General features: G+C 43.3%; 28 protein-coding genes. 16 read left to right on the top strand and 12 right to left on the bottom strand.

The features are described from left to right. Positions 1 to 26: 26 nt before the first annotated feature. Together DW015_RS02805 and DW015_RS02800 are read right to left on the bottom strand one after the other, a co-directional pair. Complete coding sequence (locus tag DW015_RS02805) at positions 27 to 1,133, bottom strand: ATP-binding protein (RefSeq protein WP_117904037.1); 1,107 nt, start codon at positions 1,131 to 1,133, stop codon at positions 27 to 29. A 115-nt stretch (positions 1,134 to 1,248) separates the two neighbouring features. Then, positions 1,249 to 2,559, bottom strand: coding sequence for an MATE family efflux transporter (locus tag DW015_RS02800; RefSeq protein WP_117904035.1), 1,311 nt, complete (start codon positions 2,557 to 2,559; stop codon positions 1,249 to 1,251). Between the two features lie 309 nt (positions 2,560 to 2,868). Between DW015_RS02800 and DW015_RS02795 the strand changes: the two genes are divergently transcribed. Further along, positions 2,869 to 3,795, top strand: coding sequence for a LysR family transcriptional regulator (locus DW015_RS02795; RefSeq protein ID WP_022286543.1), 927 nt, complete (start codon positions 2,869 to 2,871; stop codon positions 3,793 to 3,795). Between the two features lie 254 nt (positions 3,796 to 4,049). Here DW015_RS02795 and DW015_RS02790 read toward each other — a convergent pair whose 3' ends face one another. Further along, positions 4,050 to 4,532 (bottom strand): metallophosphoesterase, encoded by a 483-nt coding sequence (locus DW015_RS02790; RefSeq protein WP_022286542.1) that lies wholly within the window; start codon positions 4,530 to 4,532, stop codon positions 4,050 to 4,052. An 82-nt stretch (positions 4,533 to 4,614) separates the two neighbouring features. Here DW015_RS02790 and DW015_RS02785 point away from each other — a divergent pair, with 82 nt between their 5' ends. From DW015_RS02785 to DW015_RS02775, 3 genes are read left to right on the top strand one after another with little or no spacing between them, the layout of a single operon-like run. After that, positions 4,615 to 4,875 (top strand): hypothetical protein, encoded by a 261-nt coding sequence (locus tag DW015_RS02785; protein WP_022286541.1) that lies wholly within the window; start codon positions 4,615 to 4,617, stop codon positions 4,873 to 4,875. A 51-nt stretch (positions 4,876 to 4,926) separates the two neighbouring features. Then, positions 4,927 to 5,367: a hypothetical protein gene (locus DW015_RS02780; protein WP_038672934.1), complete on the top strand. Its 441-nt coding sequence runs from the start codon at positions 4,927 to 4,929 to the stop codon at positions 5,365 to 5,367. After that, a complete protein-coding gene (locus DW015_RS02775; RefSeq protein ID WP_117904033.1) occupies positions 5,354 to 5,689 on the top strand; it encodes a hypothetical protein in 336 nt (111 codons plus the stop codon). The genes DW015_RS02780 and DW015_RS02775 overlap by 14 nt, the downstream gene beginning before the upstream one ends. Here DW015_RS02775 and fliB read toward each other — a convergent pair. Further along, positions 5,686 to 6,789, bottom strand: a complete 1,104-nt coding sequence (fliB, locus tag DW015_RS02770; protein WP_117904031.1) for a flagellin lysine-N-methylase — start codon at positions 6,787 to 6,789, stop codon at positions 5,686 to 5,688. The genes DW015_RS02775 and fliB overlap by 4 nt on opposite strands. 100 nt (positions 6,790 to 6,889) lie before the next feature. After that, entirely contained in the window at positions 6,890 to 7,822 is a 933-nt protein-coding gene (locus tag DW015_RS02765) for a hypothetical protein (RefSeq protein WP_117904029.1), read from the bottom strand. A 337-nt stretch (positions 7,823 to 8,159) separates the two neighbouring features. Here DW015_RS02765 and DW015_RS02760 point away from each other — a divergent pair, with 337 nt between their 5' ends. From DW015_RS02760 to nrdD, 3 genes are all read left to right on the top strand, one after another. Continuing rightward, complete coding sequence (locus DW015_RS02760; protein WP_038672938.1) at positions 8,160 to 8,687, top strand: SH3 domain-containing protein; 528 nt, start codon at positions 8,160 to 8,162, stop codon at positions 8,685 to 8,687. Between the two features lie 56 nt (positions 8,688 to 8,743). After that, positions 8,744 to 9,430, top strand: coding sequence for a SprT family zinc-dependent metalloprotease (locus DW015_RS02755; protein WP_181979819.1), 687 nt, complete (start codon positions 8,744 to 8,746; stop codon positions 9,428 to 9,430). A gap of 132 nt (positions 9,431 to 9,562) precedes the next feature. Beyond that, positions 9,563 to 9,853 carry an anaerobic ribonucleoside-triphosphate reductase gene (gene nrdD, locus DW015_RS02750; protein WP_038670637.1) on the top strand — a complete coding sequence of 97 codons (291 nt, stop codon included), beginning with the start codon at positions 9,563 to 9,565 and terminating at the stop codon, positions 9,851 to 9,853. A 76-nt stretch (positions 9,854 to 9,929) separates the two neighbouring features. On the opposite strand, the gene DW015_RS02745 is transcribed toward nrdD, so the two are convergent. The 5 genes from DW015_RS02745 to DW015_RS02725 form a co-directional block, all read right to left on the bottom strand. After that, positions 9,930 to 10,751, bottom strand: coding sequence for a zinc ribbon domain-containing protein (locus DW015_RS02745; protein WP_181979818.1), 822 nt, complete (start codon positions 10,749 to 10,751; stop codon positions 9,930 to 9,932). 133 nt (positions 10,752 to 10,884) lie between these two features. Further along, entirely contained in the window at positions 10,885 to 13,833 is a 2,949-nt protein-coding gene (locus DW015_RS02740) for a YfhO family protein (protein WP_117904024.1), read from the bottom strand. Further along, positions 13,820 to 14,767: a glycosyltransferase family 2 protein gene (locus tag DW015_RS02735; RefSeq protein WP_117904022.1), complete on the bottom strand. Its 948-nt coding sequence runs from the start codon at positions 14,765 to 14,767 to the stop codon at positions 13,820 to 13,822. Before DW015_RS02735 ends, DW015_RS02740 begins: the two co-directional genes overlap by 14 nt. Before the next feature lie 78 nt (positions 14,768 to 14,845). Continuing rightward, positions 14,846 to 15,430, bottom strand: a complete 585-nt coding sequence (locus DW015_RS02730; protein WP_117904020.1) for a hypothetical protein — start codon at positions 15,428 to 15,430, stop codon at positions 14,846 to 14,848. Between the two features lie 48 nt (positions 15,431 to 15,478). Next, the gene (locus tag DW015_RS02725) at positions 15,479 to 16,348 is read right to left on the bottom strand and encodes an AraC family transcriptional regulator (RefSeq protein WP_117904018.1); all 870 of its coding nucleotides are present in this window, start codon (positions 16,346 to 16,348) and stop codon (positions 15,479 to 15,481) included. A gap of 170 nt (positions 16,349 to 16,518) precedes the next feature. On the opposite strand from DW015_RS02725, the gene galE reads away from it, so the two are divergent. The 4 genes from galE (at position 16,519) to DW015_RS02705 (ending at position 19,205) form a co-directional block, all read left to right on the top strand. Next, positions 16,519 to 17,529: a UDP-glucose 4-epimerase GalE gene (gene galE / locus DW015_RS02720; RefSeq protein ID WP_038670643.1), complete on the top strand. Its 1,011-nt coding sequence runs from the start codon at positions 16,519 to 16,521 to the stop codon at positions 17,527 to 17,529. Between the two features lie 171 nt (positions 17,530 to 17,700). Continuing rightward, on the top strand, positions 17,701 to 18,117 hold the full coding sequence (locus tag DW015_RS02715) for an anti-sigma factor antagonist (RefSeq protein ID WP_117904016.1): 417 nt from the start codon (positions 17,701 to 17,703) through the stop codon (positions 18,115 to 18,117). Between the two features lie 4 nt (positions 18,118 to 18,121). Then, positions 18,122 to 18,538: an anti-sigma F factor gene (spoIIAB, locus tag DW015_RS02710; protein ID WP_117863155.1), complete on the top strand. Its 417-nt coding sequence runs from the start codon at positions 18,122 to 18,124 to the stop codon at positions 18,536 to 18,538. 1 nt (position 18,539) lies between these two features. After that, a complete protein-coding gene (locus DW015_RS02705; protein WP_117904014.1) occupies positions 18,540 to 19,205 on the top strand; it encodes a sigma-70 family RNA polymerase sigma factor in 666 nt (221 codons plus the stop codon). Between the two features lie 36 nt (positions 19,206 to 19,241). Here DW015_RS02705 and DW015_RS02700 read toward each other — a convergent pair whose 3' ends face one another. Beyond that, positions 19,242 to 20,651, bottom strand: a complete 1,410-nt coding sequence (locus tag DW015_RS02700) for a helix-turn-helix transcriptional regulator (protein ID WP_181979817.1) — start codon at positions 20,649 to 20,651, stop codon at positions 19,242 to 19,244. A 209-nt stretch (positions 20,652 to 20,860) separates the two neighbouring features. Between DW015_RS02700 and DW015_RS02695 the strand changes: the two genes are divergently transcribed. Beyond that, positions 20,861 to 21,850, top strand: a complete 990-nt coding sequence (locus DW015_RS02695; RefSeq protein WP_117904010.1) for a 2-hydroxyacid dehydrogenase — start codon at positions 20,861 to 20,863, stop codon at positions 21,848 to 21,850. A 97-nt stretch (positions 21,851 to 21,947) separates the two neighbouring features. Here the strand turns inward: DW015_RS02695 and gdhA are convergent, their stop codons facing one another. Beyond that, positions 21,948 to 23,300, bottom strand: coding sequence for an NADP-specific glutamate dehydrogenase (gene gdhA, locus DW015_RS02690; RefSeq protein ID WP_117904008.1), 1,353 nt, complete (start codon positions 23,298 to 23,300; stop codon positions 21,948 to 21,950). 409 nt (positions 23,301 to 23,709) lie between these two features. On the opposite strand from gdhA, the gene nth reads away from it, so the two are divergent. The 4 genes from nth (at position 23,710) to DW015_RS02670 (ending at position 25,780) form a co-directional block, all read left to right on the top strand. Continuing rightward, the gene (gene nth / locus DW015_RS02685) at positions 23,710 to 24,336 is read left to right on the top strand and encodes an endonuclease III (RefSeq protein ID WP_117904006.1); all 627 of its coding nucleotides are present in this window, start codon (positions 23,710 to 23,712) and stop codon (positions 24,334 to 24,336) included. A 66-nt stretch (positions 24,337 to 24,402) separates the two neighbouring features. Then, positions 24,403 to 24,939: a DUF5662 family protein gene (locus DW015_RS02680; protein WP_117904004.1), complete on the top strand. Its 537-nt coding sequence runs from the start codon at positions 24,403 to 24,405 to the stop codon at positions 24,937 to 24,939. A gap of 11 nt (positions 24,940 to 24,950) precedes the next feature. Beyond that, the gene (locus DW015_RS02675; protein WP_038670658.1) at positions 24,951 to 25,154 is read left to right on the top strand and encodes a hypothetical protein; all 204 of its coding nucleotides are present in this window, start codon (positions 24,951 to 24,953) and stop codon (positions 25,152 to 25,154) included. Between the two features lie 350 nt (positions 25,155 to 25,504). Further along, positions 25,505 to 25,780, top strand: a complete 276-nt coding sequence (locus DW015_RS02670) for an HU family DNA-binding protein (protein WP_022286828.1) — start codon at positions 25,505 to 25,507, stop codon at positions 25,778 to 25,780. Positions 25,781 to 25,797 lie beyond the last annotated feature (17 nt).

Raw genomic sequence — 25,797 nt, 5'->3', positions numbered from 1 at the left:
TTTCGCCGCTTGTGGCTGATGCGTTTTTACTCCTCTTTGAATCTCTCCAAAAAGCTGTGTCTGCCCTCGTCATCTTTGTATGCAATGACCTGATTGAGCATAACGTTTTCCACGCTCTTGAAAATATTATATTCTACCTGCGGATTGACAAGCTTTAGCTTTGCGATAAGCTGTTTTATCTCCATACGCTTTGATACTGTCCTGCTGTCAGGTGCGCAGGTGGTGCAGGTGTCGGTGAACTTGCAGGCACACTGTATGAAACGCAGCCCATTATAGTCACGCCACCTTTTTATGTCGTCCTCTCTTACCATATAGAGAGGTCTTATAAGCTGCATACCCTCAAAATTCGTGCTGTTGAGCTTCGGCATCATTGTCTGTATCTGTCCGCCGTAAAGCATTGACATTAGTATGGTCTCGATAACATCATCATAGTGATGTCCAAGTGCGATCTTGTTACAGCCAAGCTCCTGTGCTTTGCTGTATAAATGACCTCTTCTCATTCGTGCGCACAGATAGCATGGATTTTTCTCCACATTGTATACAGAGTCGAAAATATCAGACTCAAACACTGTTATTGGTATGCCCAGCCGCTTTGCGTTGCGTTCGATTATCTCACGGTTGGCAGGACTGTAGCCCGGATCCATAACAAGATATTTTACCTCGAAAGGGAACTTGCTGTGGCGGTGAAGCATTTGTATGAGCTTCGCCATGAGCATTGAATCCTTGCCGCCCGATATGCACACCGCTATCCTGTCATTAGGCTTTATAAGCTCATATTCGTTCACAGATTGTGTGAATCTGTTCCATATCTCCTTGCGGAATTTCTTTTGTATGCTCCGCTCAGCGTCCTGCGAGATATCCTCTGCGACCTCTTTGGAGAGCTTTTCTCTCAGCCAACCATAGTAGCCGCCCTCGAGGTTTTCAGCGTCATAGCCAAGCATTCGAAGCTTTTCGGCCTCAGTGTCGCTTATAAGTCCGCTTTTACAGCAGATAAGAAGTTTTTTGTCCTTTGGCAGGTCGCTTTTATCAAGCTTTTCGACAGGGATGTTCACTGCTCCGTCAATGTGACCATACTCAAAAGAAAGCTCGTCCCTTATATCTATTATCAGCGTGTTGCCGCTTGCATCTATCATTTGTCAGTTGACCTCCGCAAAATTAATCACTATTCTTTATGATAGCATAAAAATCAACTTTTTTCAAGCTTTATGCAAAAATAAAACGGCAAAGCCTGATACTTTGCCGTTTGTTTTATGTCTTGTGTCTGTTTTTTATATAGAATATTATGGATATTGCCGCTACGATAAATTCCGTGACAGGATAAGCAAGCCATACGCCAGTTAATCCTGCTGCCTTGGACATAATGAAAGCCATTGGCACGATAAGAGCAAAGCCCCTTAATACGGTGATGGTCTGGGCTGGTATGATTTTCTCAGAAGCCGCAAAAAATGCAGATATTATTATATTGAAGCCTGAGAAAAACAATCCGGTAAAGTATATTTTCATGCCGTCCTCTGCCATGTGCTGAAGAGAGTCGATATGTTCGCTGTTGAATATAGCAGCAATAGGCGTTGTGAAAAATGCAATAGCAAGGTAAACCATAAGCGCTATTACAAGCTGTGATATAATAGAATATCTCAGCACTGCTCTAAGACGGTCTTTGTCGCCAATGCCGTGAGCAGCACTGATAAGCGGCTGACCGCCTTGTGCGATACCGGTGAATATGGATACCGCCACAATGGAAGTATTCGCTATCACTGCATAAGCTGCAACGCCTGTGTTGCCTGCAAGACCAAGTATTATTATATTGAACGCAAGCACTACGATGCCTGATGAAAGCTCAGTTATAAGCGACTGCACGCCTATGGATAATATGCCGCCAAAAGTTCTCCCTTCGTGCCTTGCCCTGACGATATGGAAGCTGTTCTTTTTGCGGAATTTGTATATGCTCAGTATGCAAAGGCTTATGACAGGCGAAAGCCCTGTTGCAAGGATAGCTCCGAAAATGCCCATACCCAGCGGGAAAATGAACACATAGTCAAGTATTATGTTTGAAAAGCTTCCCGTAAGCATTGCTGCCATTGAAAGCTTTGGGCTTCCATCGTTTCTTATAAAGCAGTTGAAAGTATCATTTAGCACAAAGAACGGTCCGAACATCATAAGCACTTTTAGGTAGGTATTAGTCATGCCCACAACGCTGCCCTTTGCACCAAGAAGCTTTGCAAGTGGCATTGACAAAAATGCTCCGCCCAAAAAGTATATCGCTCCAAGCACCAGAGCCATAAGCAGTGCGCAGGTGAAAACTCTGCTTCCTGCTTCGTCACGTCCCTGACTTTTGTATATTGCAAACTTTGTCGCTCCGCCCATGCCGATCATAAGTCCTGTGCCGTGGATAAGGCTGTATATTGGAATGGCGATATTCAGTGCAGTAACACCGTCTGCACCCATGCCCTTTGCGACAAAGAACGTGTCCGCAAGGATATAGCACGATACACCTATCATTCCTAAAACGTTCAGAGAAGCGTATCTGGCAAAGTCCCTAAGATGTGAATTTTTCTTCATTTTTACCCTCCGTTTATCCCACAAAAAAACGCCGAACACCGCTGTCTTTTAAAGCCTAACGACAGCAGGTCCGACGCAAAACTTCTACCCGGCGGCAGAAGCAAGCCTTAAACATATAAGATTATAACAGAGTATAAAGGCATTGTCAAGAGGTGAATGCCTTCGCTTTATGTTAAATAAATGTTAAAAAACGCTCCTTGCGGTTGACAAGTTTTTAACAAAGCTTTATAATGAAATTGACAGAAAGCATATATAATATTATATGACAGCCTTAAAATTTTATATACCGATAACAAAGAAGGGGAAACTATGAATTTAACTCATCTCAGATATATGGTAGAGGTCGAAAGACTTGGGTCTATCACAAAAGCTGCTTCAGCACTTTATATGGGTCAGCCTAACCTTTCAAAAGCCATAAAGGAAATGGAAAGAGAAGTTGGCATACCGATTTTTAAAAGAAGTGCAAAGGGTGTTGTTGCCACAGAAAAGGGTAAACAGTTCTTGCAGTATGCCAAGGCCATACTTGTGCAAATGGATAAAATGGAGAGCCTTTATAAGGATAATGGTGAAAACGCTGTGAACTTCTCTCTGCTTTTGCCAAGAGCAAGCTATATAACCCACGCTTTTACTTGCTTTGTGAACAAGTTAGGCACGAATGTGGAGCTTGACGCAAAAATAAGGGAAACAAACTCCATGGAAGCCATAAACGCAGTGGTGGAATGCGAATATAACATGGGTATAATCCGTTATCCTGTGGCGTATGAGAGCTTTTTCATGTCTATGATAGAAGAGAAAAATCTGAAATATCATAACGTGTGGGAGTTCGATTATGTACTTATCACAAGCGAAAACAGCCAGCTTGCTAAAGAAAAAGAGATAAACGAAACTGTTTTGGATAAATACATAGAGGTATTGCACGGCGATAATATAGTGCCGAACATCTCAGCGACTTATCAGAAGAAAAACGCTGAGCTGAATAATCACAGCAGACATATTTACGTTTATGAGAGAGGAAGTCAGTTCGATATCCTCTCGGCTTGTCCGGACTCATTCATGTGGGTAAGTCCTTTGCCAAAGGAGATATTGAAGCGTTATGGCCTTGTGCAGAGAGTTTGTCATAGCTTCAAAAAGACCAACAAGGACGTTCTTATCTATCAGAGCAATTACCGCCTTAGCCATGCGGATCAGATGTTCCTTGATGAGCTTGAAAGGGTAAGAAAAGAGATATCAGAATAATTTTTAGCATAAAAATGCGGGCGAACATGAAAAGTGTTCGTCCGCTTTTTGTTTAAGGCAACACCGCACAAAGCCTGCCTGACGGCTTTGCACGCCATCTGCTTGCAGATTTTCTGTCATATCACACAAAAATCCCTTGATATACGACAGTATGCCTGCGGAATTTTTATGCAATCTGACAAAAAATCTGACTACGCATCTGACGCACAATCTTTGTGCGGTATTGCCTTAACAAGATCTAAGTCCTGAGCATATTATAGGTCAACGTGACTACAGAATATGCCACCGTCCTTTGTAATGTCAATATAGGCATAGCTTGCAGGCTTGCCGTCTCTCGGCTGACCTGCACTGCCGGGGTTTAAAATGTGGATACCCTCCTCATAGGCATAGTAGCGGCAGTGTGTGTGTCCGAAAAGTGCTATCTGTGCGCCTATTTCCTTGGCTTTGTAAAAAAGTCTGTCGGTAGAGTATTTTACGCCCCACTTGTGGCCATGTGTGAAAAATATCTTTATACCGTCATCGGTCATGTATATGTCATTTTCGGGAGTGAGCGAAGCAAAGTCGCAGTTTCCTGATACGTTTACTATCTTCTTGTCAAGATACTGCACTCTCAGGCTGTCAAGGTCACGTTCGCCGTCGCCAAGAAAAATAAACAGGTCGGCGTCGCCGTTTCTCTTGAATATTTTGTGCATTGCAGAATAATTTCCATGAGTATCCGAAAAAACGATTATTCTCATAGTTACACCCCTTTACCAGTTATAACAAGCAATATTATAACATAAATATTTATAAATACTATAGAAAAAAGGAGAATTTTTTATGAGCGCAAAAAACAGCTTCAATTCTATGGATCCAAAAGCCATGCAGGCGCTTCTTGCAGTGGCTTCAAGAAAGCTAGGCACTACTCCTGATGTGCTGAAAGGTCAGCTTGAAAGCGGAGTTTATGACAGGGCGCTTCAGGGTATGCCACAAAACGAGGCTATGATGCTTCAAAAGGCTTTGTCAGATCCGAAAACTGCCGAGAAAATATTGTCCTCACCGCAGGCAAGGGCAATATTCAAAAAGCTTCAGGGGAAATAGTATTTTGCAGGGCAAAAGCTTGAACAGGCGGTGAAATAATTGGACGATCTGATGAACAAAATACAGAATGTGCTTAATGACGAGGAAAGCATGAAGCAGATAAAGGAGCTTGCGGATATGCTCACGGCGGATAACGGCGGACAGGGAGAACAGGGCGGTCAGAGCGAAGCTCCACAAAGCCCTCAGAACATGGACTTTTCTCAGCTTCTCCAAAGCCTGGGCGGCGTTTCTCCGCCTGCGGAAAGCAAGCCTGCGCAAGCGACACAGGCAGGGGGTCTTGATATTGCAAAGCTTATGAAGATACAAAGCATTATGCAGTCAGCTTCAAAGCCTGATAAAAATATCCAACTTCTTCTTGCTCTGCGACCTCTGCTGAAAGAAGAAAATCAGGCGAAAATAGACAGGCTCATAAAAATATTCAAGCTTTTTGCGGTGTATCCCGCACTGAAAGAAAGCGGGCTTCTGGGAGGTGATCTGCTTGGCTTATTCTGATGACAATAATTTCACCACTATGCAGGAGGAAGCCATTCGCCGTGTGAGAGAAATGCAAAGGCGTTCACGAAGCATTGTGGGCGCAAGCCCTAATAGCGAGCCTGCACCACCTAAAGCAGAGGAAACCCTTCGCACTCAGAATGCTCATAGCCCACAAAAAGCCCCTCAGAGCAGTTCGCTTTTAAGCGGTCTGCTTGGGGGGAATTTAGGCGATATAAAGATAGACGAGGAAAAAGCCCTTATCGGTCTGCTTATTTACATATTATACAAGCAGGGCGCAGACATAAAGCTTCTTCTGGCGCTTGGTTACCTTCTTCTCTAAAGCGTCCATTCAAGAAGTGCAAGCATAGAAGTATCGGAGAAAATATCGGAAAGATAGCTGTCGTCATATATCCTGTCCATGTTGTCACCTGAGTATTCTATCTCCTTGCAAAGCTCCTTGACGGTTTCAAAGCGTGCGTGAGCGTCATGCTCACGACTGAGGTTTATGACCTCTGCGGCAAAAACGAACACTATCATAGCCTTTATTTTTGACAGCAGGTCGAAATCTCTCACAGCTTTAAGAAAATATCTGTATACAAAATACACCGCAAGCTTTTCGTACTCACCGCTCGTCTGAGCCTTTATGGGTGCGGAAAGCTTTTTCACAAATCGGCTTGCGTCTTTTATCTGCTGTGGGAGAATGTCGCCTATAAAGTCAAGACGTTCAAGATACAAAAGCATATTTTCGGCATTTTCCAAAGGCTTTTCAGGCAAAGCCTTTTTCAAACTCTCCACACGCTCTGCAATTATCTCAGGGTGGGAAAGCTCCTGGGCAATGGCTTTTATCTCCTCTGTATCCTCTTCGTCAAGAGCATATTGTATCTCCGCTGACGCTGAAAGAACGTTCACAAGCCTGTCATGGAGAGAATATTCCCTGTTTTGAAGCAGGTCAATGAAAGCCGTTCGTGCAAAAAGCATGGTTTCAAGAAGCTGGGGATCGAACTCAAGGTCATCAGGCTCTTCATCTATCTCTTTGGTAAAAAATCTTACGGGCTCATCGTCAGAAAGATACATTCTCACAGCTTCTTCGCAGGCAAGTCCCACGCCTGCCTCCTTGTAACCTCCAAACCACTCGTAAAACCTCGGGTGTTCACGGCATATGTCTGAGATGTTTTCCTCGCCGTAAGCAAGCTGAACAGAGCAAAGCCCCTTTTCGTTGAGCATAGGGCATTTGCCGTCGCAGTGGACAAGATATTTCACGCCCTCGTCTTCTGTAACTGAGTTTACAAACTTCCTGCCTATATCATTGTCAAGCTTTTTGTAAAAGCCGTAGGTGTCCTCGTCTATCTCGATATCCCAATCGGTCATACAGCAGTTGTCAGAACACTGCGAGCCTGTGCAGGCAAATTTATCAAATATCTCAGGGTAAAAAAGCTTCATATAAATATCTCCTTATGAGGTGTTGACCTTATTATAATACTAATGCTTTTATCTGTCAACTTTCAGAATAAAAAAAGGCAGACACCTTGTCCGCCTTTTGTCATTCTTGTGTGAAAACTATCCATTTTATGTTTTTGGGGCTTATCTCGTCAAGATACTCTGACGGCACTGTGACAGTTATCTGACGTTTTGAAGTCGCCCCTGCCTTGTTCTCGGGTATCTCTTTAGCCACATATATGAAAAGGGAATCCTTGTCCTTGACCGCCCTTACTGCTTTGTAGTCGATATGCTCATATCCCGAAAGCTCTCCTTTTAGAAAAATAACATGGTTGTTGAAGCCGCCTTCGTTTTCAAAAGCTTCCATATCCTTTTTCATTTCCTGAATTTGCAGCTCACCATTGTATTTCAAATAATATTCACTGAAATCATCATAATTTGAAAACATTTTTTGATAGGGGAATGTCATGTTGGCTTCACTGCTGCACTTGTATATCTTTTGCTCAAAAGGAACGTCTGTAAGCTCACTTGTTACATTCTCTGTCTGATAAAGCTTGTTGCTTCCTGCGTAATATACCGTCAAGCCGTTTTCACAAACGCTGTAAAGGCTGTCGGAAGAAAGCTTTTTTGAGAAAAGCTTCATGCTGCCCTCAGAAAAGTCCTCGGATTCTATGGTAAGAACACCGCTGTCCCCCTCCAAAGAGCTTTCAGCATGTATCACCTGCGTGCTTGTGCATACTGTTATCTCAGCCGCAGTGCCGCTTTTTACGCACTCGCAGAACTCAGCCCAGCGCATATCGCTTTCTTTTGAAGAGTCCATGAAAAGCATACCATGCTCTCTGGCCGTGTCAGCAGTTATCTCACTGCCGTTCCATGCCGAGAAAAATATCTTTGCAGGGCTGTCAACGACTTCCTCTTGTTCGATAAACGATGAGTTTTCAGTATTGACCACTCTCTCTTCAGACCGACCGCAGGCTGAAAAAAGGTTCAGGAACATTGCAGCGGACAATGCACCGCAGATAATTTTTTTATGCAACTTCCTGCCCCCTTGCTTTTATACTGTAGGGGCAACGCCTCCCAAGGCACGCCCTCAAAATTCATTATATCACATTTTGCTGATTCTGTTAATATGTATTTTAATCAAATTAGCAAACGCCTATTTGGCTATAATGTCAAAACATCAGCGTAAATATGGCAAATATCTCAAGAAGAGGGTTTGAAGGGTGAAATGTGACAATATTGTAATTAAACTGTCATTGACATTGATGATAAAAAATATTATAATATGTTTATGTACCTGTGCTTTGTTTGCAGGTGTGCAGGTGTGTTCCTGCAAAAGGAGGCGAAATGTGACGGCTTGTGCCGTGCAATATATGGATAATAACAAGAATAACGTTTCCCGCAAGGCTTCGGGAAATACGGCGAGCGTTGTCGCAATAATAGTTGTGGGCATATTTGTTCTGTGCGTGATACTTCTGCTTGCCAAGGGGCTTTTTGCAAGCAATAGTTCAGAAGTGCCAAAGGGTATAAATACTGCCACCATAAATACAAATGAGTCTGTGGCTGAGCCGGTGAACAGCACCGCCCCTGCGGATACGTCCGTTACTGATAACAGCAGTGTGGACGAAAGCGGTGCGGTAACAGATGTGTCCAGCGACGAGTCTAGCCAGACAGATGTGCTTGAAGTAATGTATGTCACAGAGTATGCTTATCTTCATGTGGCGCCTGATAATGACGCTGAGAATATCGTTTGTATGTCACCGGGCGTTCAGGTAAACGTTCTTGAATATGAGGATAACGGATATGTGAAGATAAATTTCATGAACATAGACGGTCCACTCACGGGATATATTTATAAGGATTATCTTACGACAGACAGCTCTATAGCAGTACAGTGGTAAAAAATACAGCGCCGCACAAAAGAATGTGCGGCGTTTTTGGATATGGGGGCTTTGAAGTGCCGAAATATAATACTTTTATCGAGGATAAAAACGGAGAGCGCATAGACTTTATCCTTGACGTTGCCAAAAGAAGTCGCCTTAATATGGGTATGCGTGACGGCACTTTGACAGTGCGTGTGCCTTACGGCTGTTCAAAGCAGCAGCTTGAAAGCTTTATTAATAACAATCTGGGCTGGATAAAGGAGCAAAAAGACAAGGCGGCGGTGGGTCTGCCGAAAGATTTCTGCCATGGCGAAAGGCTCAGACTTTTGGGGAACGAGCTTACCCTGACTCTTGTTCAGGCTGATAAGTATTTTTCTCCTAAGATAGAGGACGGCAAGCTTCTTATTGCCGTGAACAAGACCAGCGACCAGACCTATGTAAAAGAGCAGACCACCAAGTTCATAAACGATCTCACAGTGGCGGAGATAACAAAAAGTATGCAGAAAATGTCTGCCTCCACAGGGCTTGTGCCTGAAAAGGTCACAATAAAACCGCTGACAGCAAGCTGGGGAAGATGTATCTCAAACAGGCATATTTCCATAAACTCAAAGCTTATCGTTTTCCGCAGAGAGTGCATAGATTATGTCTGCCTCCACGAGCTTTGCCACTTGGTCTTTATGGATCACAGCAAGGATTTCTGGGCTTTGGTGGGCAAGTTCTGTCCCGATTGGCAAGGCATAAGAGAAGAAATGAAAGGCTGACCATGCAGGCATACCCTACAAAATATACTCATGTGCTTTGTAGGTATTAACTATTGACAAATACAAGATATTGTGGTATCCTTTTATTGTGGCAACAATATGTATAACAAAGAAAAATGGAGGTAATGTAAAATGGTAAATGTGAACGTAACAGGCGGGGAGATGTCCCAGGCTGAGATAAATTCTTATATCGACAGGGCACAGAAGCTTTACCCTGAAAAGACTATCCAGACTATCGACCTTAAAATAGACGGCGACTTTGTTGACGTTGATTATCACTTTGCAGACGTGCCTTTTCAGCGTATAAGAAGAATAACAGGCTATCTTGTTGGAACTCTCGACAGATTTAACGACGCAAAGAGAGCGGAGGTCCGTGACCGAGTAAAGCATGGTCTTGCAAGCCCCAGCATATCAGAACAGTAAAAATGAAACACGGCATATGTCACCGAAAAAGTGGCATATGCCGTATTTTTTTATGGAAGTGTATTGGTGTAGCTTTTTAGACCTTGTTTCCGCAAACGCTGCAAAATTTGGCTCCGCTCTTCAGCTCTGAGCCACAGTGAGGACACTTTTCAGGTGCGGACTGCTCGACAGGCTGTTCAGCCGTTTCTGTAGGTGGTTCTATAGGCTCTGTCTGTTGTGGTATCTCAGGCTCAACTACGCTCTGTGACATAACAGGCTCGGCATTGTCGGGCTTTCTGAACTGTGACATATCAGGCTGAGCAAAACTCTGTTCTTGCGGTGTAGTCATTGGTATAGGCGCAGGGGCATTGTCAGGCGTCTTTGCGGCAACAGGTATCTCAACGGCAAAATCTTCGCCCATAAGTCTGCCTGCAATAACAAGTCCACCGATAAAAAGCAGGAAAGCCGCAATAAATGGCAGAACATCATTAGCAAGTGAAAGGGCTACCCTGAACTTGTCATTGTCATAGCCCATTGTTATAGCGTTTGAGAAGTGACCTTTTACCGTAACATAGTATATCATTATGCCCTTTGTTATCATCACAACAAGCGGGAAAAGGATAAGAAAGCCTGCGAATGCACCATCAAGCTTTTTCTTGCCCTTTGCTCTTGCAGATGTGAAAAACGCCACAAGGCTGAATATGGCGAGTGCGCATGAAAGACCATAGGTGTTCACATAAGCGAAAATGTCGGGGGTGAACAAAAAGTCTATCTTGTTTGTGAAAACGTTGTTGTAAACGAGCTTTCCCACAGGGTCAGCAAGTGCGCCTGCCACCGAGAGAACGAATGCGAAAAAACTCAGCAGACACAGGGACATTCCTGCATATGTAAGCTTCTTTGTGTAGATCTTTTTTGCCATTTTGATTAGTCCTTTCATTTGTGAAGTCTTTATCCGCTGTCCGAAAAAATAGGGGCGGATAGAATTTCCGTCCCTATTATAATACTATTTTATAAAAGCCTTGTCAATAGACTTTTTTTCGCAGCTTTCGTCGCTATTTATCGTTTTTGCCGCTATCCTCGTCCTCACCGAGAATATTTTTCATCATCTCGTTTATGTGCCGAAGCTTTTCGTCATCATCATTGTCAGGTCGGTATATCCTCAGCGGCTCGTCCGTTGTATCAGTTGTGTCATTTATTACAGGGGTTGTGGCTTTCTCACTGCTCTCAGCCGTAAAGTTAGCTTTTGCAAGCACCTTTTTCATGACTTTTCCACGCTTATATTCAAACAGGAATATAAGCACCAGCAGGGCAACACCAAAGCCCGTTATGATAAGAGATACTTTCCAATAGTCAGGTGAGAACTTCATTGTTATCTTGTTTTCACCCTGCTCCAAAGGGATAGTTATAAGGCTGTCAAGAGATTTTTCAGCCGTCACCTTTTTGCCGTTCACAGTGATAGTCCAGCCGTTTTCGTATGGTATGGTCGTGAACAGTACAGAGCCGTCATTTTCAGCATTAACAGTGCCCTCAAGATAAGTGTCCTTAAAGCTTGTGACCTCAAGCACATTTTTCTGCATATCAGCGCAGGTCTGTGCAAAGCTGTCATAATCAAAGGTGTAGAAAAGCTGGTCTTTCCAGTAAGCTTCGTTATCGTCATTTGCCACCGTTATGCGTATGCGAAGCTCCTGACCCTCACAGAATTTGCCGAGATTCATAATAGAATAATTGTCGCCCACAAAGAACTGACCTGCATATTCCATAGGCTCAGAGCCGTCCATATAATCGTCCTCGTCCTGTATCCACACGTTGCAGGAACGCTCATATTTGGTTGGAAGATACATATAAAGATATGAGTCCTTATCCATTTTCACAACATAGTCAATGTGACATTCAGCAATGGAAGTGTCTGTAGGGAAGTATTTCGTGTGTCCGTCAGTGAGCTGAGATGTAGAAACGTTCTCCATTTCGCTGTTTATAACAGGTATCTTTGTGAAATATTCCTTTGTTGTGCCTGCGAGGGCGTTGAATACCATGTTCTGATTTTCAAAAGGATTATCTTCAGAAAGTGACACGTCCTCAATACTAGGCGAAGATACCATGCCAAGACCAAGAGCGTTAGGGTTGTTGTAGAATTTATATGTTGCGTCGCCCTCAGTGTATTCTGTAGTAAGCTTGTATTCCTCAGGGACTTTAACTCTTGTGCCTACAAAAGAGGTGTTGCCCGTTTTGTCCATAAGATATTTTATGTCAAACAGAGCGTCGGTCATGAAAGTTGTTCCGTCATATTTTGTGTAGTGTCCGCCGTAAGCATATCCAAGCTTGTGGAGCATCATAAGGGCAGGTGCGTTCATTGTTGAGCTGGAGTGTGAAATGCCTTTGTAGCCTGTTCCGATAGGGTCGTTTACAGTTCTGTGGAAAGTTGCCTCCATGCGGTAGAAAAGCGACGGGTCATATTCCTTCATCATTGACACAGCGTTTCTCGTCTGCGTCATGTAAGGTTCATAAGAGGTGTACTTGCTGTATGCAACGTCAGTGTCTATCTTGTCGATAGTGTCAGCGCTGTTTGCAAAAAGCTCAACCGCAAGAACGCCTACCATTACGATACAAACAGCCTTTGATTTTGGATATTTCTTGATAAGATAGATAAGTGCGAAATATGCCGCCAGAGCTATCATGGATACCCATATGCCTTGTATAACGTTTGTGGTGTCGCCTGTTTCACTTGTCTTTGTTTCAAAAAGCTGGAAGTGAGAGTAGTTCTCTCGCTCACACCAGAAGAGGAATACCATAAGTCCGAAGAAAATTCCGCCGATATTCTTTGCCGTAACGCCCTCGAGGTTTTCAAACGCCCTGAATGCCATTACTATCATCAGGAATGAGAATATGAAAGAATATCTGTAAGGCAGCCAGTTCGGCACTTGAAAGCCGTGCATTGCCATATCAGCAGGCTTTATATACATTAATATAACAAGCAGAAAAGTGAGCAGACCTGTAGAGGTCTTTTCTTTCATTGTTATCCTGTCGTTCATAAAGAACAGCGGAACAAGTATCAATACAGCCGTTCCGCAGTATATCATAGGCATACCCTCAGGGTAAACAGTGTCATATGACATTGGGAAAAGCTTTGTTATGAATGTAAGGAAATCAAACTGCGTTGCAAGTGAGAAATCAGGGTCAGTGAACTCAAACTTGCCAAGCTTCAAAGAATTGTAAACGGTTATAAGAACGAACGCCGCACACATAAGCGCAACAAGCGTGCCGATACCGAAAGCCACACAGCGTGAGAAGAACTTTTTTGGCAATATCCTGCCCTCTCTTGAAAGGCAGTACCAGCAGAAGTAGAAAAACGTGAAAATTCCCACCATATAGCCGATGTAGAAATGTGCAATGAACATAAGCGCCAGCGGCACTATATAAGGCACAAGCTTGCCCTCATCAACGAGCCTGTGAACGCCCCAGCATATAAGCGGCAGATAGATAAGTCCGTCAAGCCACATAGGGTCCATAAGCTGTACCACCATGTATGACATAAGAGCATACATGGTAGGGAATATGATAAGTGAGATAGTTTTAGGCTTCTGCACTGATATCTTTTTTAAGAAGAACATGAATGTCACAGCCGCCGTGCCTATCTTTGCAAGCTGTAAAATAAGGATAGAGGTCGCCATCATCGTTCTCGGCAGCAGCACAAGTATCAGCATAAAAGGGCTTGCAAGATAATATGCAAACACACCGAACATTTCTCCGCTGAGGTTTCGTGACCAGTTGTAGATAAAACTGCCGTTGCCATGGAAAGCGTCACGGAACTGCTCGTAGTAGTAAACATACTGACCGTTCAAATCAAGCACAAGCACCGAGCTGTCACCGATAGGGTGTATCTTGAAAAACGCATAGGCTGAAAACATTATTGCCACAGGCAGAAAAAACACCAAAAAGTACAGCCGCTTATCATAGCACCATTTTTTTATAAATGAAAGGGGAGATGTCTTAGTCTTTTCCATTCTTTTTCTCCTCGTCGTCTTTTCTTATAATATCACGGATTATGTATCTAGGCCGCTGTTTTATCTCCTCGTATATCTTTGAGAGATAAAAGCCTATTATTCCAAGACTGAACATTATTATACTCGATGTGAGAAGCTGTAGGATTATGACAGTTGAAAATCCTGCCGCCGACGCACCGATAAGCTTTTTGATAAGGGTGTGAAGTCCCAGTATGACAGAGAAAATAAACGTTATAACACCGCATACTGTCACTATCTGCAAAGGCGCAGATGTAAAAGAGGTTATGCTGTTTATGGCGAATTTGAAAAGCCCCTTTACAGACCACTTTGATTCGCCTATCTCTCTGTCAGCAACGTCAAAATATACACGCTCCGTCTTGTAGCCTACCCAGCTTGACATTGCTCTGAAAAACGTCAGTCTTTCAGGCATTGCATTCAGTGAATCTACCACAGCCCTGTCAAGAAGCTTGAAATCGGAAGCCGCTTCCATGTCGAGGCCGCTTGACTTGTTTATCATTTTGTAAAACCACAGAGAGAAAAATTTGTATACAGGGTTTTCCTTTCCACGGGAATTTTTTCTGCCCTCAACAATGTCAACGTCATTGTTTTTCCAGATGTTGTACATCTCGATTATGACCTCAGGCGGGAACTGCAAATCACAGTCCAGCAGAACGCAGGCGTCGCCCTTTGCAGTTTCAAGTCCTGCGAAAATTGCGCTCTCCTTGCCGAAGTTTCTTGAAAAGTTCACGCCCACGATATGCTCGTCATTGCGTGCAAGGTTTGAGATTATATCCCATGTTCTGTCCTTTGAGCCGTCGTTTACAAAAACAAGCTCATAGTTTATACCGTTTTCACTGAGAAGCTTTGAAACAACAGAAGCACATTTTGCAACGTTGCCTTCCTCGTTATAGCTTGGTATTATTATTGATAGCATTTTTCGTTCTCCTATTCTTTGTTGCCTTTATACACAAAACAGAACGCCATTTGTGAACATGACGTTCTTGAAATATCCTTATTTGTTTTCTCTTTCACGGCGTTTTTCATAATCTGTCCTCAGCTTGTTGAAGTTGTAAAGCATGATGAGCAGGAAAATATACACAAGTATCTTTGCTATTGCCGCAATAACGCCTGCAAAGGTGGTGACGAACTCTATTGGTATTAGCCTGTTAAGCAGGTCGCCCCCAAAGTAAATAAACGTCATGAGAGCAAGCTTGTTGAAACTGCCCTGAAGCCTTACAATGTTTGAAACGTCTTCCACAAGCTCTCTGTGGCTGTCAAGCGCCACAAGGAACATTCTCATAAGGTTCAGTGACATATAGACAGTTGCCGCCGACAGCAAAATGCTTATAACGTTCGCCGCCATTGCCGCAGGGGAGAGAAGCTTCAATAGAAGCTGACATACCACCGCAAGAGCGCACATAGCGGAAGAAGTGTAAGCAGGCTTTTTAAGATGTGCGAAAGCGTCAGTGCGTTCTTCCGCTTCAGCCGTTCCCACCGCGAAAAATAAAAAGCCTGCAAGCTTTATAACGTAATTAGAAGTCCAGCCTGCGTTTAGCATGAAAAGCATGAAAAACGAGCCGACCATAAAGAAATTCATTGTTTAAGACCCTTTCGTAGCTGATTATACCTATTTATTATATCTCATTTATATACCCTTGTCAACCGAAAACGCCTTGTTTTCACCTTTTGTACACAAAGCGTCAGCCCTGTATTCCGTAGGTGACACACCCTTTGTCTTGTGGAATATCCTTGAAAAATAAAGGCTGTCATTATACCCTACCGACCTTGCCACAGCCGACACAGGAAGCTCAGTTTCTTCCAGCAAACGGCAAGCGGCGTTCACACGGAAATCAGTTATATACTGTGCAGGAGAAAGCCCCTCGTATTCCATGAAAGCTCGATATAGCGTGGCACGGCTCACGCCAACGAAATCGGTGGCATTCTCGACCCCTATCCCAAGGGTGTAGTTGTGTGCAATGTAGTTTTTCGCCTTTGTGACATATCCCTTTGCGGTGCTCCCCGAACGGCTTTGACTTCCCGAGCGTTCCATAAGAATGCCCAGCGTGATGTAAAGCTGACCTGTCATTTTCACAAGGTCTGAGCTTCTGTTTCCGCTAAGACGATAAATGTGTTCAAGGCTGTCTTTAAGCTCGCTTCCAAAGTCTGCGGAGATAACGGGACACTCTCTTGTGAAGCCTGCACGATCAAGGATAAATTCAGCGTCAGAGCCGTTGAAGCCTGCCCAGTAGTATTCCCATGGGTCGTTCTTGTCGGCAGTGTATGTTATAACAGTGTAGGGGTAAATGAGAAAAGTGTCCCCTGCGCTAAGGTGATACTCTCCCTGCGGTGTTTTGTATACGCCCTTGCCACTTATGATGTGGTGGATAAGATAATGGTCACGAACGCCGCTTCCCCAACTGTGAAGCCCCTGACATTTTTCATAGCCCACGTTGTATACTGACAGTGAAAGTGAGTCCGTCTGGTCTGATTTAAAGGAATGGCGGTCTGTATTCATTCTGTGTGTTCCTTTCTGTGAGATGGTCTGTTATAGATATGATAGCATATTTTTATTCTCTTTGCAACAAAAATCCATGCGTTTGAAACAAAAATGGTATTGCAAAAACGTGAAAATATGGTATAATGTAAGTGTAAGAAAAAACCTGACATATTTGGGAGGTAAAGAATATGGCAAAAATACTCGTTACAGGCGGAGCAGGATTTATCGGAAGCCACACCTGCGTTGAGCTTCTTGAAGCAGGCTATGAAGTAGTTATAGTTGATAACTTTTCAAACTCAAAGCCGGAGGCTCTTAACAGAATAAAGAAGATAACAGGCAAGGACTTTGCTTTTTATGAGGCAGATCTTCTTGACCTTGCGGCGCTCGAAAAGATATTTGAAGAAAACAAGATAGACGCTGTTATACATTTTGCAGGCCTTAAAGCGGTTGGCGAATCTGTTCAGAAGCCTGTTGAATATTACCACAACAACATCACAGGCACTCTCATGCTTATCAAGGCAATGAGAAAATACGGCTGTAAGAAGATAGTTTTCTCATCTTCCGCAACAGTTTACGGCCCTGTAAACAAAGCTCCATATACGGAGGATATGCCTACATCAGCAACAAACCCTTATGGCTATACAAAGGTAATGATAGAGCAGATACTGAGAGATGTTTATGTTTCCGACAACGACTGGTCAGTTTCACTTCTGAGATACTTCAACCCGATCGGCGCACATAAGAGCGGTCTTATCGGCGAAGACCCTAACGGTATACCAAACAATCTGCTTCCGTACATTTGTCAGGTAGCAGTAGGAAAGCTTGAAAAGCTCGGTGTGTTTGGTGACGATTACGATACTCCTGACGGAACAGGTGTAAGAGATTATATCCACGTTGTTGACCTTGCTAAGGGTCACCTTTGCGCAGTCAAGTATGTAATGGAAAACAAGGGCGTTGAAGCTGTAAACCTCGGCACAGGAAAAGGCTCAAGCGTTTATGACGTTCTTCACAGCTTTGAAAAAGCCTGCGGAAAGAAGCTCCCATATGTGGTAAAACCAAGACGTGCAGGCGATATCGCAACCTGCTATGCTGATACAGCAAAGGCAAAGAAGGTCTTTGGCTGGGAAGCACAGTATGGTCTTGATGAAATGACAGCAGACAGCTGGAACTTCATTAAGAATAATCCTAACGGACTTTAATACATAAGCATAGGACATAATAATTTTCCTAGGCAGGGACACACAAAAAAGTGTGTTCCTGTTTTTTTTATGCCCTTTTTCCATCATACAATAATGCGACAAAAAAATCCCACTGTAAGTGATAATATATTTTCAGCGGATAAAACGAAAAGATGAAAGGAATGATAAAGCATGAATGTGGAGATAAAAAACTATCCGTCAGCCAGAACTCTTGTGGCAGAGATATGTGGCGATATCGACCACCATACAGCGAAATATTTCAGGGGAGAGATAGATAAAGCCATTAGAAGCCATAACCCTCTTACCCTTATCCTCGACTATTCTCAGGTGACTTTTATGGATAGCTCAGGTATCGGACTTGTTATGGGCAGATACAGGATAATGTCAGAAATGGGTGGCGAGGTGATAGTGGCGTCGCCTCCTGCTTATATCCGAAAGGTCTTGCAGCTTGCAGGTATGCACAAACTCACAAAGATAGTTATGGATATGACCCCGTATATACAAGAGAAGAAAGCAGCTCAGGAACAGAATGAAAGCCCCGATGACAAAACAAAGGAGAGTGATAAAATTGAAACGAAAACCCCTTAATGAAATGAAAGTCAGTTTTCCCAGCTATTCTGAAAATGAGCGCTTTGCTAGAGTTGCAGTCAGCGGTTTCCTTACTCAGCTTGACCCTCAGATCGACGAGCTTGCAGATGTCAAGACCGCAGTGTCAGAGGGAGTCACAAACGCCATTGTCCACGGATACCGAAACACCCTAGGGGAGATATTCATGCAGATAAGGATATTCGAGAACAGACACGTCTACATAAAAATAAGGGATAAGGGCTGCGGTATCGCCGATATCGAGCAGGCTATGCAGCCGCTATTCACCACTGCGCCTGAGGAAGAAAGAGCAGGTCTTGGCTTTGCGGTCATGGAAAGCTTTATGGATAAAGTGAAGGTGCGCAGCAAGCTTGGAGAAGGAACTACCCTTATCCTTGAAAAAACCTTGAAAGAAAGAGTATAAAATGAGCAGCATAGTCGAGACCCCTCTTGCAGAAGAAAATCTGGGGCTTGTTCACCTGTGCGCAAACCGCTTCCGCAACCGTGGCATAGAGTATGACGACCTCTACGGTGCAGGCTGTATAGGTCTTGTAAAAGCTGCGAAAGCCTTTGACAGCGAACGTGGTGTGAAATTCTCCACCTATGCAGTGCCAGTGATATTAGGGGAGATAAAAAGGCTTTTCCGTGACGGTGGCACGATAAAAGTGTCACGGAGCATAAAAGAGCTTTCCATGCGCCTTGTAAGAGAGCGTGAGCGATTTTCCATACAGCAGGGGAGAGAACCTACAGTAAGCGAGCTTTGTGAGCTGTCAGGAGAAAGCGAAGAAGCCGTTACTCTGGCCATGAACGTCGCCCTGCCCCCTGTTAGTCTTACTGAAAGCTCAGATGAAGACGACCGCCACGGACAAATAGATATCCCTGTTGATGCTCCTGACATAGAAATTGCTGACAGGCTCTCTCTCCGTCAGGTCATAGCTTCCCTTGAAGCGGAGGATAGAAAGCTTATATACCTGAGATATTTTCAGGATAAAACTCAGATGGAAACGGCAAAACAACTTGGTATGTCACAGGTGCAGGTGTCAAGGCGTGAAAAAAAGCTGCTCACTTTAATGCGTGAACAGCTTAAATAATATCATTACAGTGGGCGGCTTTTGGTCGCCCATTTTTTACAAATAAGATCTGAGTATCTCGATAGTTTCTTCATGTGAGCAAACAGCGTCAGAATCTATAAAGTGCTGAAAATAATCCCAGAAAGCCTGAACAAGGCTCGTTTCGCTTATCTTCAAATAAGAAAAATCAGAGAAGCAGTTGTTTCTGGCAATGATGTTAAGACTTGTGTTGTCAGAAATGTTGATACAAAGATTTTTCGACACCGCAAAATAGTCGTCCTTTATTATCCTGTAGTCTGCCATGCCGTTTTCACAAAGCGATATCATTATCTGCAGCATTATCTTGCGTTCTGCAAGAGTGGGAAAAGTATATGAATTTCTCGGAAGCTCAAAAATCTCTCCCGTCGTCATAAACTCTGCAAGACCCTTTTCACTGAACAGATTTACAAATTTGTGTTCAGAAAGAGCCTTCTTGCCCATGGTGAGCTTTGCTTTTACAAATTCCTTTGCGTCAGCCGGCAAAAGTGCATGGGCATTGTATATATCCTCTGTAAGACAAAGCATGGTGCATGGCTGAAAATCCACGCCGATGAAATTTGCGTTGTCATCGTACCAAAAGTAAACATATTCCAAAATATCCACGGCGTGGTCGAGAAGCTTTGCACATTTTGTCTTGAACTTTTCAAACTGCCGCATATAAAATTCTACCATAGGCTTAGATCTGTATATAACGCCCTCGCAATAATCGCTGTCTGTTCTGATCAGAAAATTATTCGTTATCATTATGTTTGGCATGATGTTCGTGGAGTTGAAATATGCCGACGCACCCTCATAATAATAAAAAGCCTCATATTTTTCATGCTTTTGTGCAAGGTGACATATGAACGGAAAAATATCCAGATTGTATTTTGCGGTGTTTTTTTCACCTGAGGTGTTGTCAAAGAAGAACAGATGGTTTATGGTAGACTCGCTGCCTTCTGCGGCAATGGACAGCAGATTGGTAAGAAACTCTGTTGGCTGAGCGATGACCTGAATGTCAGAACCATTATGAACATCGCTGCATATAAGCACCTGCAGGTTTTTTCTAAGCTCACGTTTGTCGGTGTAGATGGATATCTCAGGCACAGAGTCAATATCAACTTCTGTCTTGAAAGTCAGAGCGTCAGGCTCTTCCATGTTGGTGTTTGCCATATCGTGTATTATCTTTGACACCTGCTTGCGGCGATTGTAGACATCTTCCCCCATCTCAGAAATGTTATAAAGCTCCATGAGCCTGCTTTTATCCTCTGTGGAAAGCATGAGCTGCAAGCTTATATTTTCTACAAAATCTACGCTTGGCACTTTCCTTTCACCTTTGAGTATCTTATGAAGATATGTTCTGTCGATACCACATTTTTCGGCAAGGGCTTTTATAGTAATATCTTTTTTCTTTATGTATTCTCTGAGAAGTTCCGAAAATTGTGACATTGGCATCATATCCTTTCTGTAGAAAACAGGCATTTAAAGTATATTTAAAGTATATTTTTACATACCGATACCTATATTATATCCTATTCACGCACAATTGTCAACCTTTGATAATTTTATCTTATTAAGGCAAAAACCGTATATTTTTATAAACAGCTGCAAAAAATACAAGCGTAAAATGAAATACTTTAAAATTTGGAGGAGTTTTCATGAAAATAATATTCTATGACGCAAAGCAGTATGATATAGATTCATTTGAAAAGCAGCGAAAAAACTATCCCGATATAGAAAGCGTTTACCTTGAAGCCGACTTGACGGAAGACACAGCAAGGCTTGCCGAGGGCTGCGAGGGCGTGTGTGCCTTTGTAAGCTCAACGATAACAGGCTCAGTGCTTAGACGGCTCCATGAACACGGTGTAAAGCTTCTTCTTATGCGATGTGCAGGCTATAATAATGTTGATATAAAAGCCGCCGATAAATACGGCATAACAGTGCTTAGAGTGCCTGGGTATTCTCCGGAAGCCGTGGCAGAACACGCTATGGCGCTTGCGCTTGCAGTAACAAGAAGAATACACAAGGGCTATATAAAGGTAAGAGAGAACAATTTCAGCCTGAATGGTCTTATGGGACTTGATTTCCATGGCAAGACCGCTGGTATAATAGGCACAGGCAGGATAGGTGCGGCAATGTGCAGGATATGCCACGGCTTTGGTATGCGTGTTATAGCTTATGACGTTTATCAAAACCCCGACCTTGACTTCGTGAAGTATTATCCCCTTAGCGAAGTCCTGCGGGAAAGCGACCTTATCTCACTCCATTGCCCCCTGACAGAAGCAAGTTATCATCTTATCAATACCGAAACTATCTCCCTTATGAAAGAGAATGTTGTTTTCGTAAATACCTCCCGAGGTGCGCTTGTGAATACCGAAGACCTTATAAAAGGTATCAGAAGCAGAAAATTTCACGGAGTGGGTCTTGACGTTTACGAGGAAGAAACAGAGAATGTCTTTGAAAACCGACAGGAGGATATCCTTGAAAGCTCCGTGACCGCAAGGCTTCTGTCTTTTCCAAACGTTATCGTCACCTCTCATCAGGGCTTTTTCACCGAAGAAGCCCTAGCCGCCATAAGCCGCACAACGCTTGAGAATGCTTGTGCTTTTGAGCGTGGCAGCATAATAAAAGAAAATCAGGTCAAATAGACCTACGGTAACATTCCCGTGCGTCTTTGAAATATAACAAAAAACGGACGGCATAAAAACCGTCCGCTTCGTATATAGCTTTGTTTATACGCTCTTATTAGTAAGCGATACCCTGCCACTTCATAGCGTCAGCGACCTTCAGGAAACCTGCGATGTTAGCACCTGCAACCAGGTTGCCTTCAAGACCGAACTCCTTAGCTGCATTGTATGAGTTGTGGAAGATGTTTGTCATGATGTTCTTGAGCTTAGCGTCAACTTCCTCGAATGTCCAAGAAAGTCTTTCGCTGTTCTGTGACATCTCAAGAGCTGATGTAGCAACACCGCCTGCGTTAGCAGCCTTAGCTGGTCCAAAGAGAACGCCTGCATTCTGGAATACAGCGATAGCCTCTGGAGTTGAAGGCATATTAGCACCCTCGGCAACAGCAAATACACCGTTAGCTACGAGAGCCTTAGCTGACTCCTCGTTGATCTCGTTCTGTGTAGCGCATGGAAGAGCGATATCGCACTTGATAGTCCAAATGCCGCTGCAGCCCTCGTGGTACTCAGCACCCTGTACTCTGTTTACATACTCCTTGATTCTGCCTCTCTCAACTTCCTTGATCTGCTTAACAACATCGAGGTTGATGCCGTTTGGATCGTATACATAGCCGTTAGAGTCAGAAAGTGCAACTACCTTGCCGCCCAGCTCTGTAGCCTTCTGTGTAGCGTAGATAGCAACGTTGCCAGAACCGGAGATAACAACTGTCTTGCCTGCGAATGTTTCATTCTTCATGCACTTGATCATCTCAGCTGTGTAGTAGCAAAGACCATAACCAGTAGCCTCTGTTCTTGCAAGTGATCCGCCGTATGAAAGACCCTTACCTGTAAGAACGCCTGTGAACTCGTTTCTGATTCTCTTGTACTGACCGAACATATAGCCGATCTCTCTTGCACCTGTACCGATATCGCCTGCTGGAACGTCTGTGTCAGCACCGATATGCTTGCAAAGCTCTGTCATGAAGCTCTGGCAGAATCTCATAACTTCTCCGTCAGACTTGCCCTTAGGATCGAAGTCTGAACCACCCTTACCGCCGCCGATAGGAAGACCTGTAAGGCTGTTCTTGAAGATCTGCTCGAAGCCGAGGAACTTGATTACTGATGCACATACTGAAGGGTGAAGTCTGATACCGCCCTTGTATGGTCCTATAGCAGAGTTGAACTGAACTCTGAAACCTCTGTTTACCTGTACCTTGCCGTTGTCATCTACCCAAGGAACACGGAAAATGATCTGTCTTTCCGGCTCAACTATTCTGTCGATTATACCTGCCTCAACAAGGTCAGGTCTCTTTTCTACAACAGGAATGAGGCTTTCCAGTACCTCATATACTGCCTGGAGGAATTCCTTTTCGCCGGGATTTCTCTTCTCAACCTTCTCATAAACGCTTTCAAGATACGCATTGTTCAAAGCCATTATTAAAACTCCCATCTTATAAATTATAATTTGTGCACGGCTTTTTTACTCATTCCGCACATCACCTACTTATTATAGCACACTATTTTGCAATTTGCAAGTAGTAAAATGCAAAATTTCATAATTTTATTGAAATTGTATAAAAATCATAGGCTTTTTTTGAAATGTGAAGTAAAATCACGATTATAAATTCATAATTCGTGTAAAATTTCCGTGAAATGTCGACAAATCATTGCGCTGTGACCAAAGCTGTTTCAGTCTGCAAAAATGACAAAACGCATTTTTATGCCGGTATAACGCACAAACCCGCTGAAATATCGTCCCTGATATGAAATTTTGGTTGACGAATCCTGCAAAAAAGTGTACAATATAAAGTAATAAAGCACTTATAAACAAAGGAGCAGTACCGATGACAAAGAAAGAACGTGCACAAATGATAGTGGAAAGACTGGAGCAGGTCTACCCCGAGGGCATATGTTCCCTTGACTATAAAAAGCCCCACGAGCTTATGATAGCAGGCAGGCTTTCTGCACAGTGTACAGACGCAAGGGTGAATATCGTCACGAAAGAGCTTTTTGCAAAATATAAGACCATTGAGGATTTCGCAAATGCCGACATCGCAGATATTGAGGAGATAATACGCCCCTGCGGTCTGTATAAAACAAAAGCTCGCTCTATCGTAGCAATGTGCAGACAGATAATGGATAACTTTGGCGGCGAGATACCTGATACCATAGAAAAGCTCACTACCCTTGCTGGCATAGGCAGAAAGACGGCAAATCTTGTTATGGGAGATGTTTTTCATAAGCCTGCGGTGGTAACTGATACCCACTGTATAAGGATATGCGGCAGACTTGGGCTTACAAAAAATAAAGAGCCTGCAAAGGTGGAAGAGGATCTGAGAAAGATACTTCCCCCTGAGAGATCCTCTGATTTCTGTCACCGCCTTGTACTGTTCGGACGTGAATACTGCAAGGCAAGGGGAGAGCGCTGTAGCGAGTGTCCCCTGCTTGATATCTGCGGCAGCAGAAAATGACCGCAGGCTGTTGAAATAATAACGCAAAAGTAGTATAATAAGGTCACAAGATGAAATGCAGAGGAGATGAGCGTTTTGATAAAGGCATGGGAGCATTTCAAGACCATTACAAGACATCGCCACGGAGTGATAAAAAACTGCTATAAGGCAGGCATTTTGTGGCAGGGTCTGAGGCATGACCTTTCAAAATATTCCCCGGAGGAGTTTCTCAAGGGCTGTAAATATTATCAAGGCACACGTTCGCCCCATGAAGCAGAGCGTGAAGAATACGGATTTTCTTACGGCTGGATGCACCACAAGGGAAGAAATAAGCATCACTTTGAATATTGGACGGACTATGACCTGCGGACTAAGTTGATGACCCCTGTGAAAATGCCCCTTAAATATGTGAAAGAAATGTTCTGCGACAGAGTTGCCGCAAGCAAGATATATATGAAAGACAAATACGACGACGGCGCACCTCTTGCGTACTTTTTAAGAGCGAAAAAAACAAGAGCCATTCACCCTGAAACATCAGACCTTTTGGAAAAGCTGCTCACAATGCTTCGTGACAAAGGCGAGGACTACACTTTCGCCTATATAAGACATTTGAAAAAATATTAGGGGGAGTTTCCGTGGGAATTTTCAAAAAGAAAACTGTCAAGCCCGTCCCTGAGGAGTGCAGGGGAATGGAGATAAAAATAATGTCTAGCACCTGTACCGGCGAGAAAACTATCGGCTTTTATAACCGCAACACTCGTGAGATAATGTATCCCGAGCTTGTGAAAAGCGACAGCGATGTTGAGGCTTTTTATGAAAAATACGGATTGAAAAAATGAATTATGTTGCATGAGAGAATATATAAAAGAATGTAAATATTTAATGAACTTTGAAATGAAATATATGTAAGAATATTTTGTGGGTGATTTTTATAAAGTGCGAAAAATAGGCGTTTATAAAAAAATAATGATGCTGACCGAAAGTTAATTATGGCTAAATTATAAATACTATTTCCAACGTGTGAATAAGTACAAAAATCAAGCGGCGACTATGCCTCTTTTTTATGTAAAGCTACAAAGATTGCAAGAAAGCACGCAAAATCGGGCAAATTAATTGACAATAGGGGTCAAATACGTTATAATAACAGCATAAAAACAATGTAAAAAATTATAACGGAGGTAGATTCAAAATGACAAAAAATGATCTGATATCCGCAATAGCAGAAAAGGGCGGCTATTCTAAAAAGGAAGCAGAGCAGGCACTTGCGGCTGTAACAGAAACTATCACAGAGGCACTTGTAAAGGGCGAAAAGGTATCTATCGTAGGTTTTGGTGCATTTGAGGTAAGAGATCGTGCAGCTAAGGATTCTATCAATCCTGCAACAAAGAAGCCTATCCATGTTCCTGCAAAGAAGGTTCCTGCATTCAAGGCAGGCAAGGCTCTTAAAGAGGCTGTGGATAAGTAATTAGTAACACTTTTAAA

It is taken from the genome of Ruminococcus sp. AF37-20 (assembly GCF_003460465.1).
Lineage (GTDB): Bacteria > Bacillota > Clostridia > Oscillospirales > Ruminococcaceae > Hominimerdicola > Hominimerdicola aceti.
The sequence above is the reverse complement of the archived record's forward strand: the minus strand, read 5'-3'. Positions and strand labels throughout refer to the sequence as shown.

Bases quoted from the DNA above. Each gene is read 5' to 3' on its own strand.
- DW015_RS02680 (WP_117904004.1), top strand. From the start codon at position 24,403: ATGAGCGTTTTGATAAAGGCATGGGAGCATTTCAAGACCATTACAAGA.
- gdhA (WP_117904008.1), bottom strand. From the start codon at position 23,300: ATGGCTTTGAACAATGCGTATCTTGAAAGCGTTTATGAGAAGGTTGAG.
- spoIIAB (WP_117863155.1), top strand. From the start codon at position 18,122: ATGAAAGTCAGTTTTCCCAGCTATTCTGAAAATGAGCGCTTTGCTAGA.
- DW015_RS02740 (WP_117904024.1), bottom strand. From the start codon at position 13,833: ATGGAAAAGACTAAGACATCTCCCCTTTCATTTATAAAAAAATGGTGC.
- fliB (WP_117904031.1), bottom strand. From the start codon at position 6,789: ATGAAGCTTTTTTACCCTGAGATATTTGATAAATTTGCCTGCACAGGC.
- DW015_RS02715 (WP_117904016.1), top strand. From the start codon at position 17,701: ATGAATGTGGAGATAAAAAACTATCCGTCAGCCAGAACTCTTGTGGCA.
- DW015_RS02705 (WP_117904014.1), top strand. From the start codon at position 18,540: ATGAGCAGCATAGTCGAGACCCCTCTTGCAGAAGAAAATCTGGGGCTT.
- DW015_RS02695 (WP_117904010.1), top strand. From the start codon at position 20,861: ATGAAAATAATATTCTATGACGCAAAGCAGTATGATATAGATTCATTT.
- nth (WP_117904006.1), top strand. From the start codon at position 23,710: ATGACAAAGAAAGAACGTGCACAAATGATAGTGGAAAGACTGGAGCAG.
- DW015_RS02785 (WP_022286541.1), top strand. From the start codon at position 4,615: ATGAGCGCAAAAAACAGCTTCAATTCTATGGATCCAAAAGCCATGCAG.
- DW015_RS02760 (WP_038672938.1), top strand. From the start codon at position 8,160: ATGGATAATAACAAGAATAACGTTTCCCGCAAGGCTTCGGGAAATACG.
- DW015_RS02805 (WP_117904037.1), bottom strand. From the start codon at position 1,133: ATGATAGATGCAAGCGGCAACACGCTGATAATAGATATAAGGGACGAG.
- DW015_RS02725 (WP_117904018.1), bottom strand. From the start codon at position 16,348: ATGAATACAGACCGCCATTCCTTTAAATCAGACCAGACGGACTCACTT.
- DW015_RS02735 (WP_117904022.1), bottom strand. From the start codon at position 14,767: ATGCTATCAATAATAATACCAAGCTATAACGAGGAAGGCAACGTTGCA.
- DW015_RS02800 (WP_117904035.1), bottom strand. From the start codon at position 2,559: ATGAAGAAAAATTCACATCTTAGGGACTTTGCCAGATACGCTTCTCTG.
- DW015_RS02730 (WP_117904020.1), bottom strand. From the start codon at position 15,430: ATGAATTTCTTTATGGTCGGCTCGTTTTTCATGCTTTTCATGCTAAAC.
- DW015_RS02700 (WP_181979817.1), bottom strand. From the start codon at position 20,651: ATGTCACAATTTTCGGAACTTCTCAGAGAATACATAAAGAAAAAAGAT.
- DW015_RS02780 (WP_038672934.1), top strand. From the start codon at position 4,927: ATGAACAAAATACAGAATGTGCTTAATGACGAGGAAAGCATGAAGCAG.
- DW015_RS02790 (WP_022286542.1), bottom strand. From the start codon at position 4,532: ATGAGAATAATCGTTTTTTCGGATACTCATGGAAATTATTCTGCAATG.
- DW015_RS02670 (WP_022286828.1), top strand. From the start codon at position 25,505: ATGACAAAAAATGATCTGATATCCGCAATAGCAGAAAAGGGCGGCTAT.
- DW015_RS02745 (WP_181979818.1), bottom strand. From the start codon at position 10,751: ATGGCAAAAAAGATCTACACAAAGAAGCTTACATATGCAGGAATGTCC.
- nrdD (WP_038670637.1), top strand. From the start codon at position 9,563: ATGGTAAATGTGAACGTAACAGGCGGGGAGATGTCCCAGGCTGAGATA.
- galE (WP_038670643.1), top strand. From the start codon at position 16,519: ATGGCAAAAATACTCGTTACAGGCGGAGCAGGATTTATCGGAAGCCAC.
- DW015_RS02795 (WP_022286543.1), top strand. From the start codon at position 2,869: ATGAATTTAACTCATCTCAGATATATGGTAGAGGTCGAAAGACTTGGG.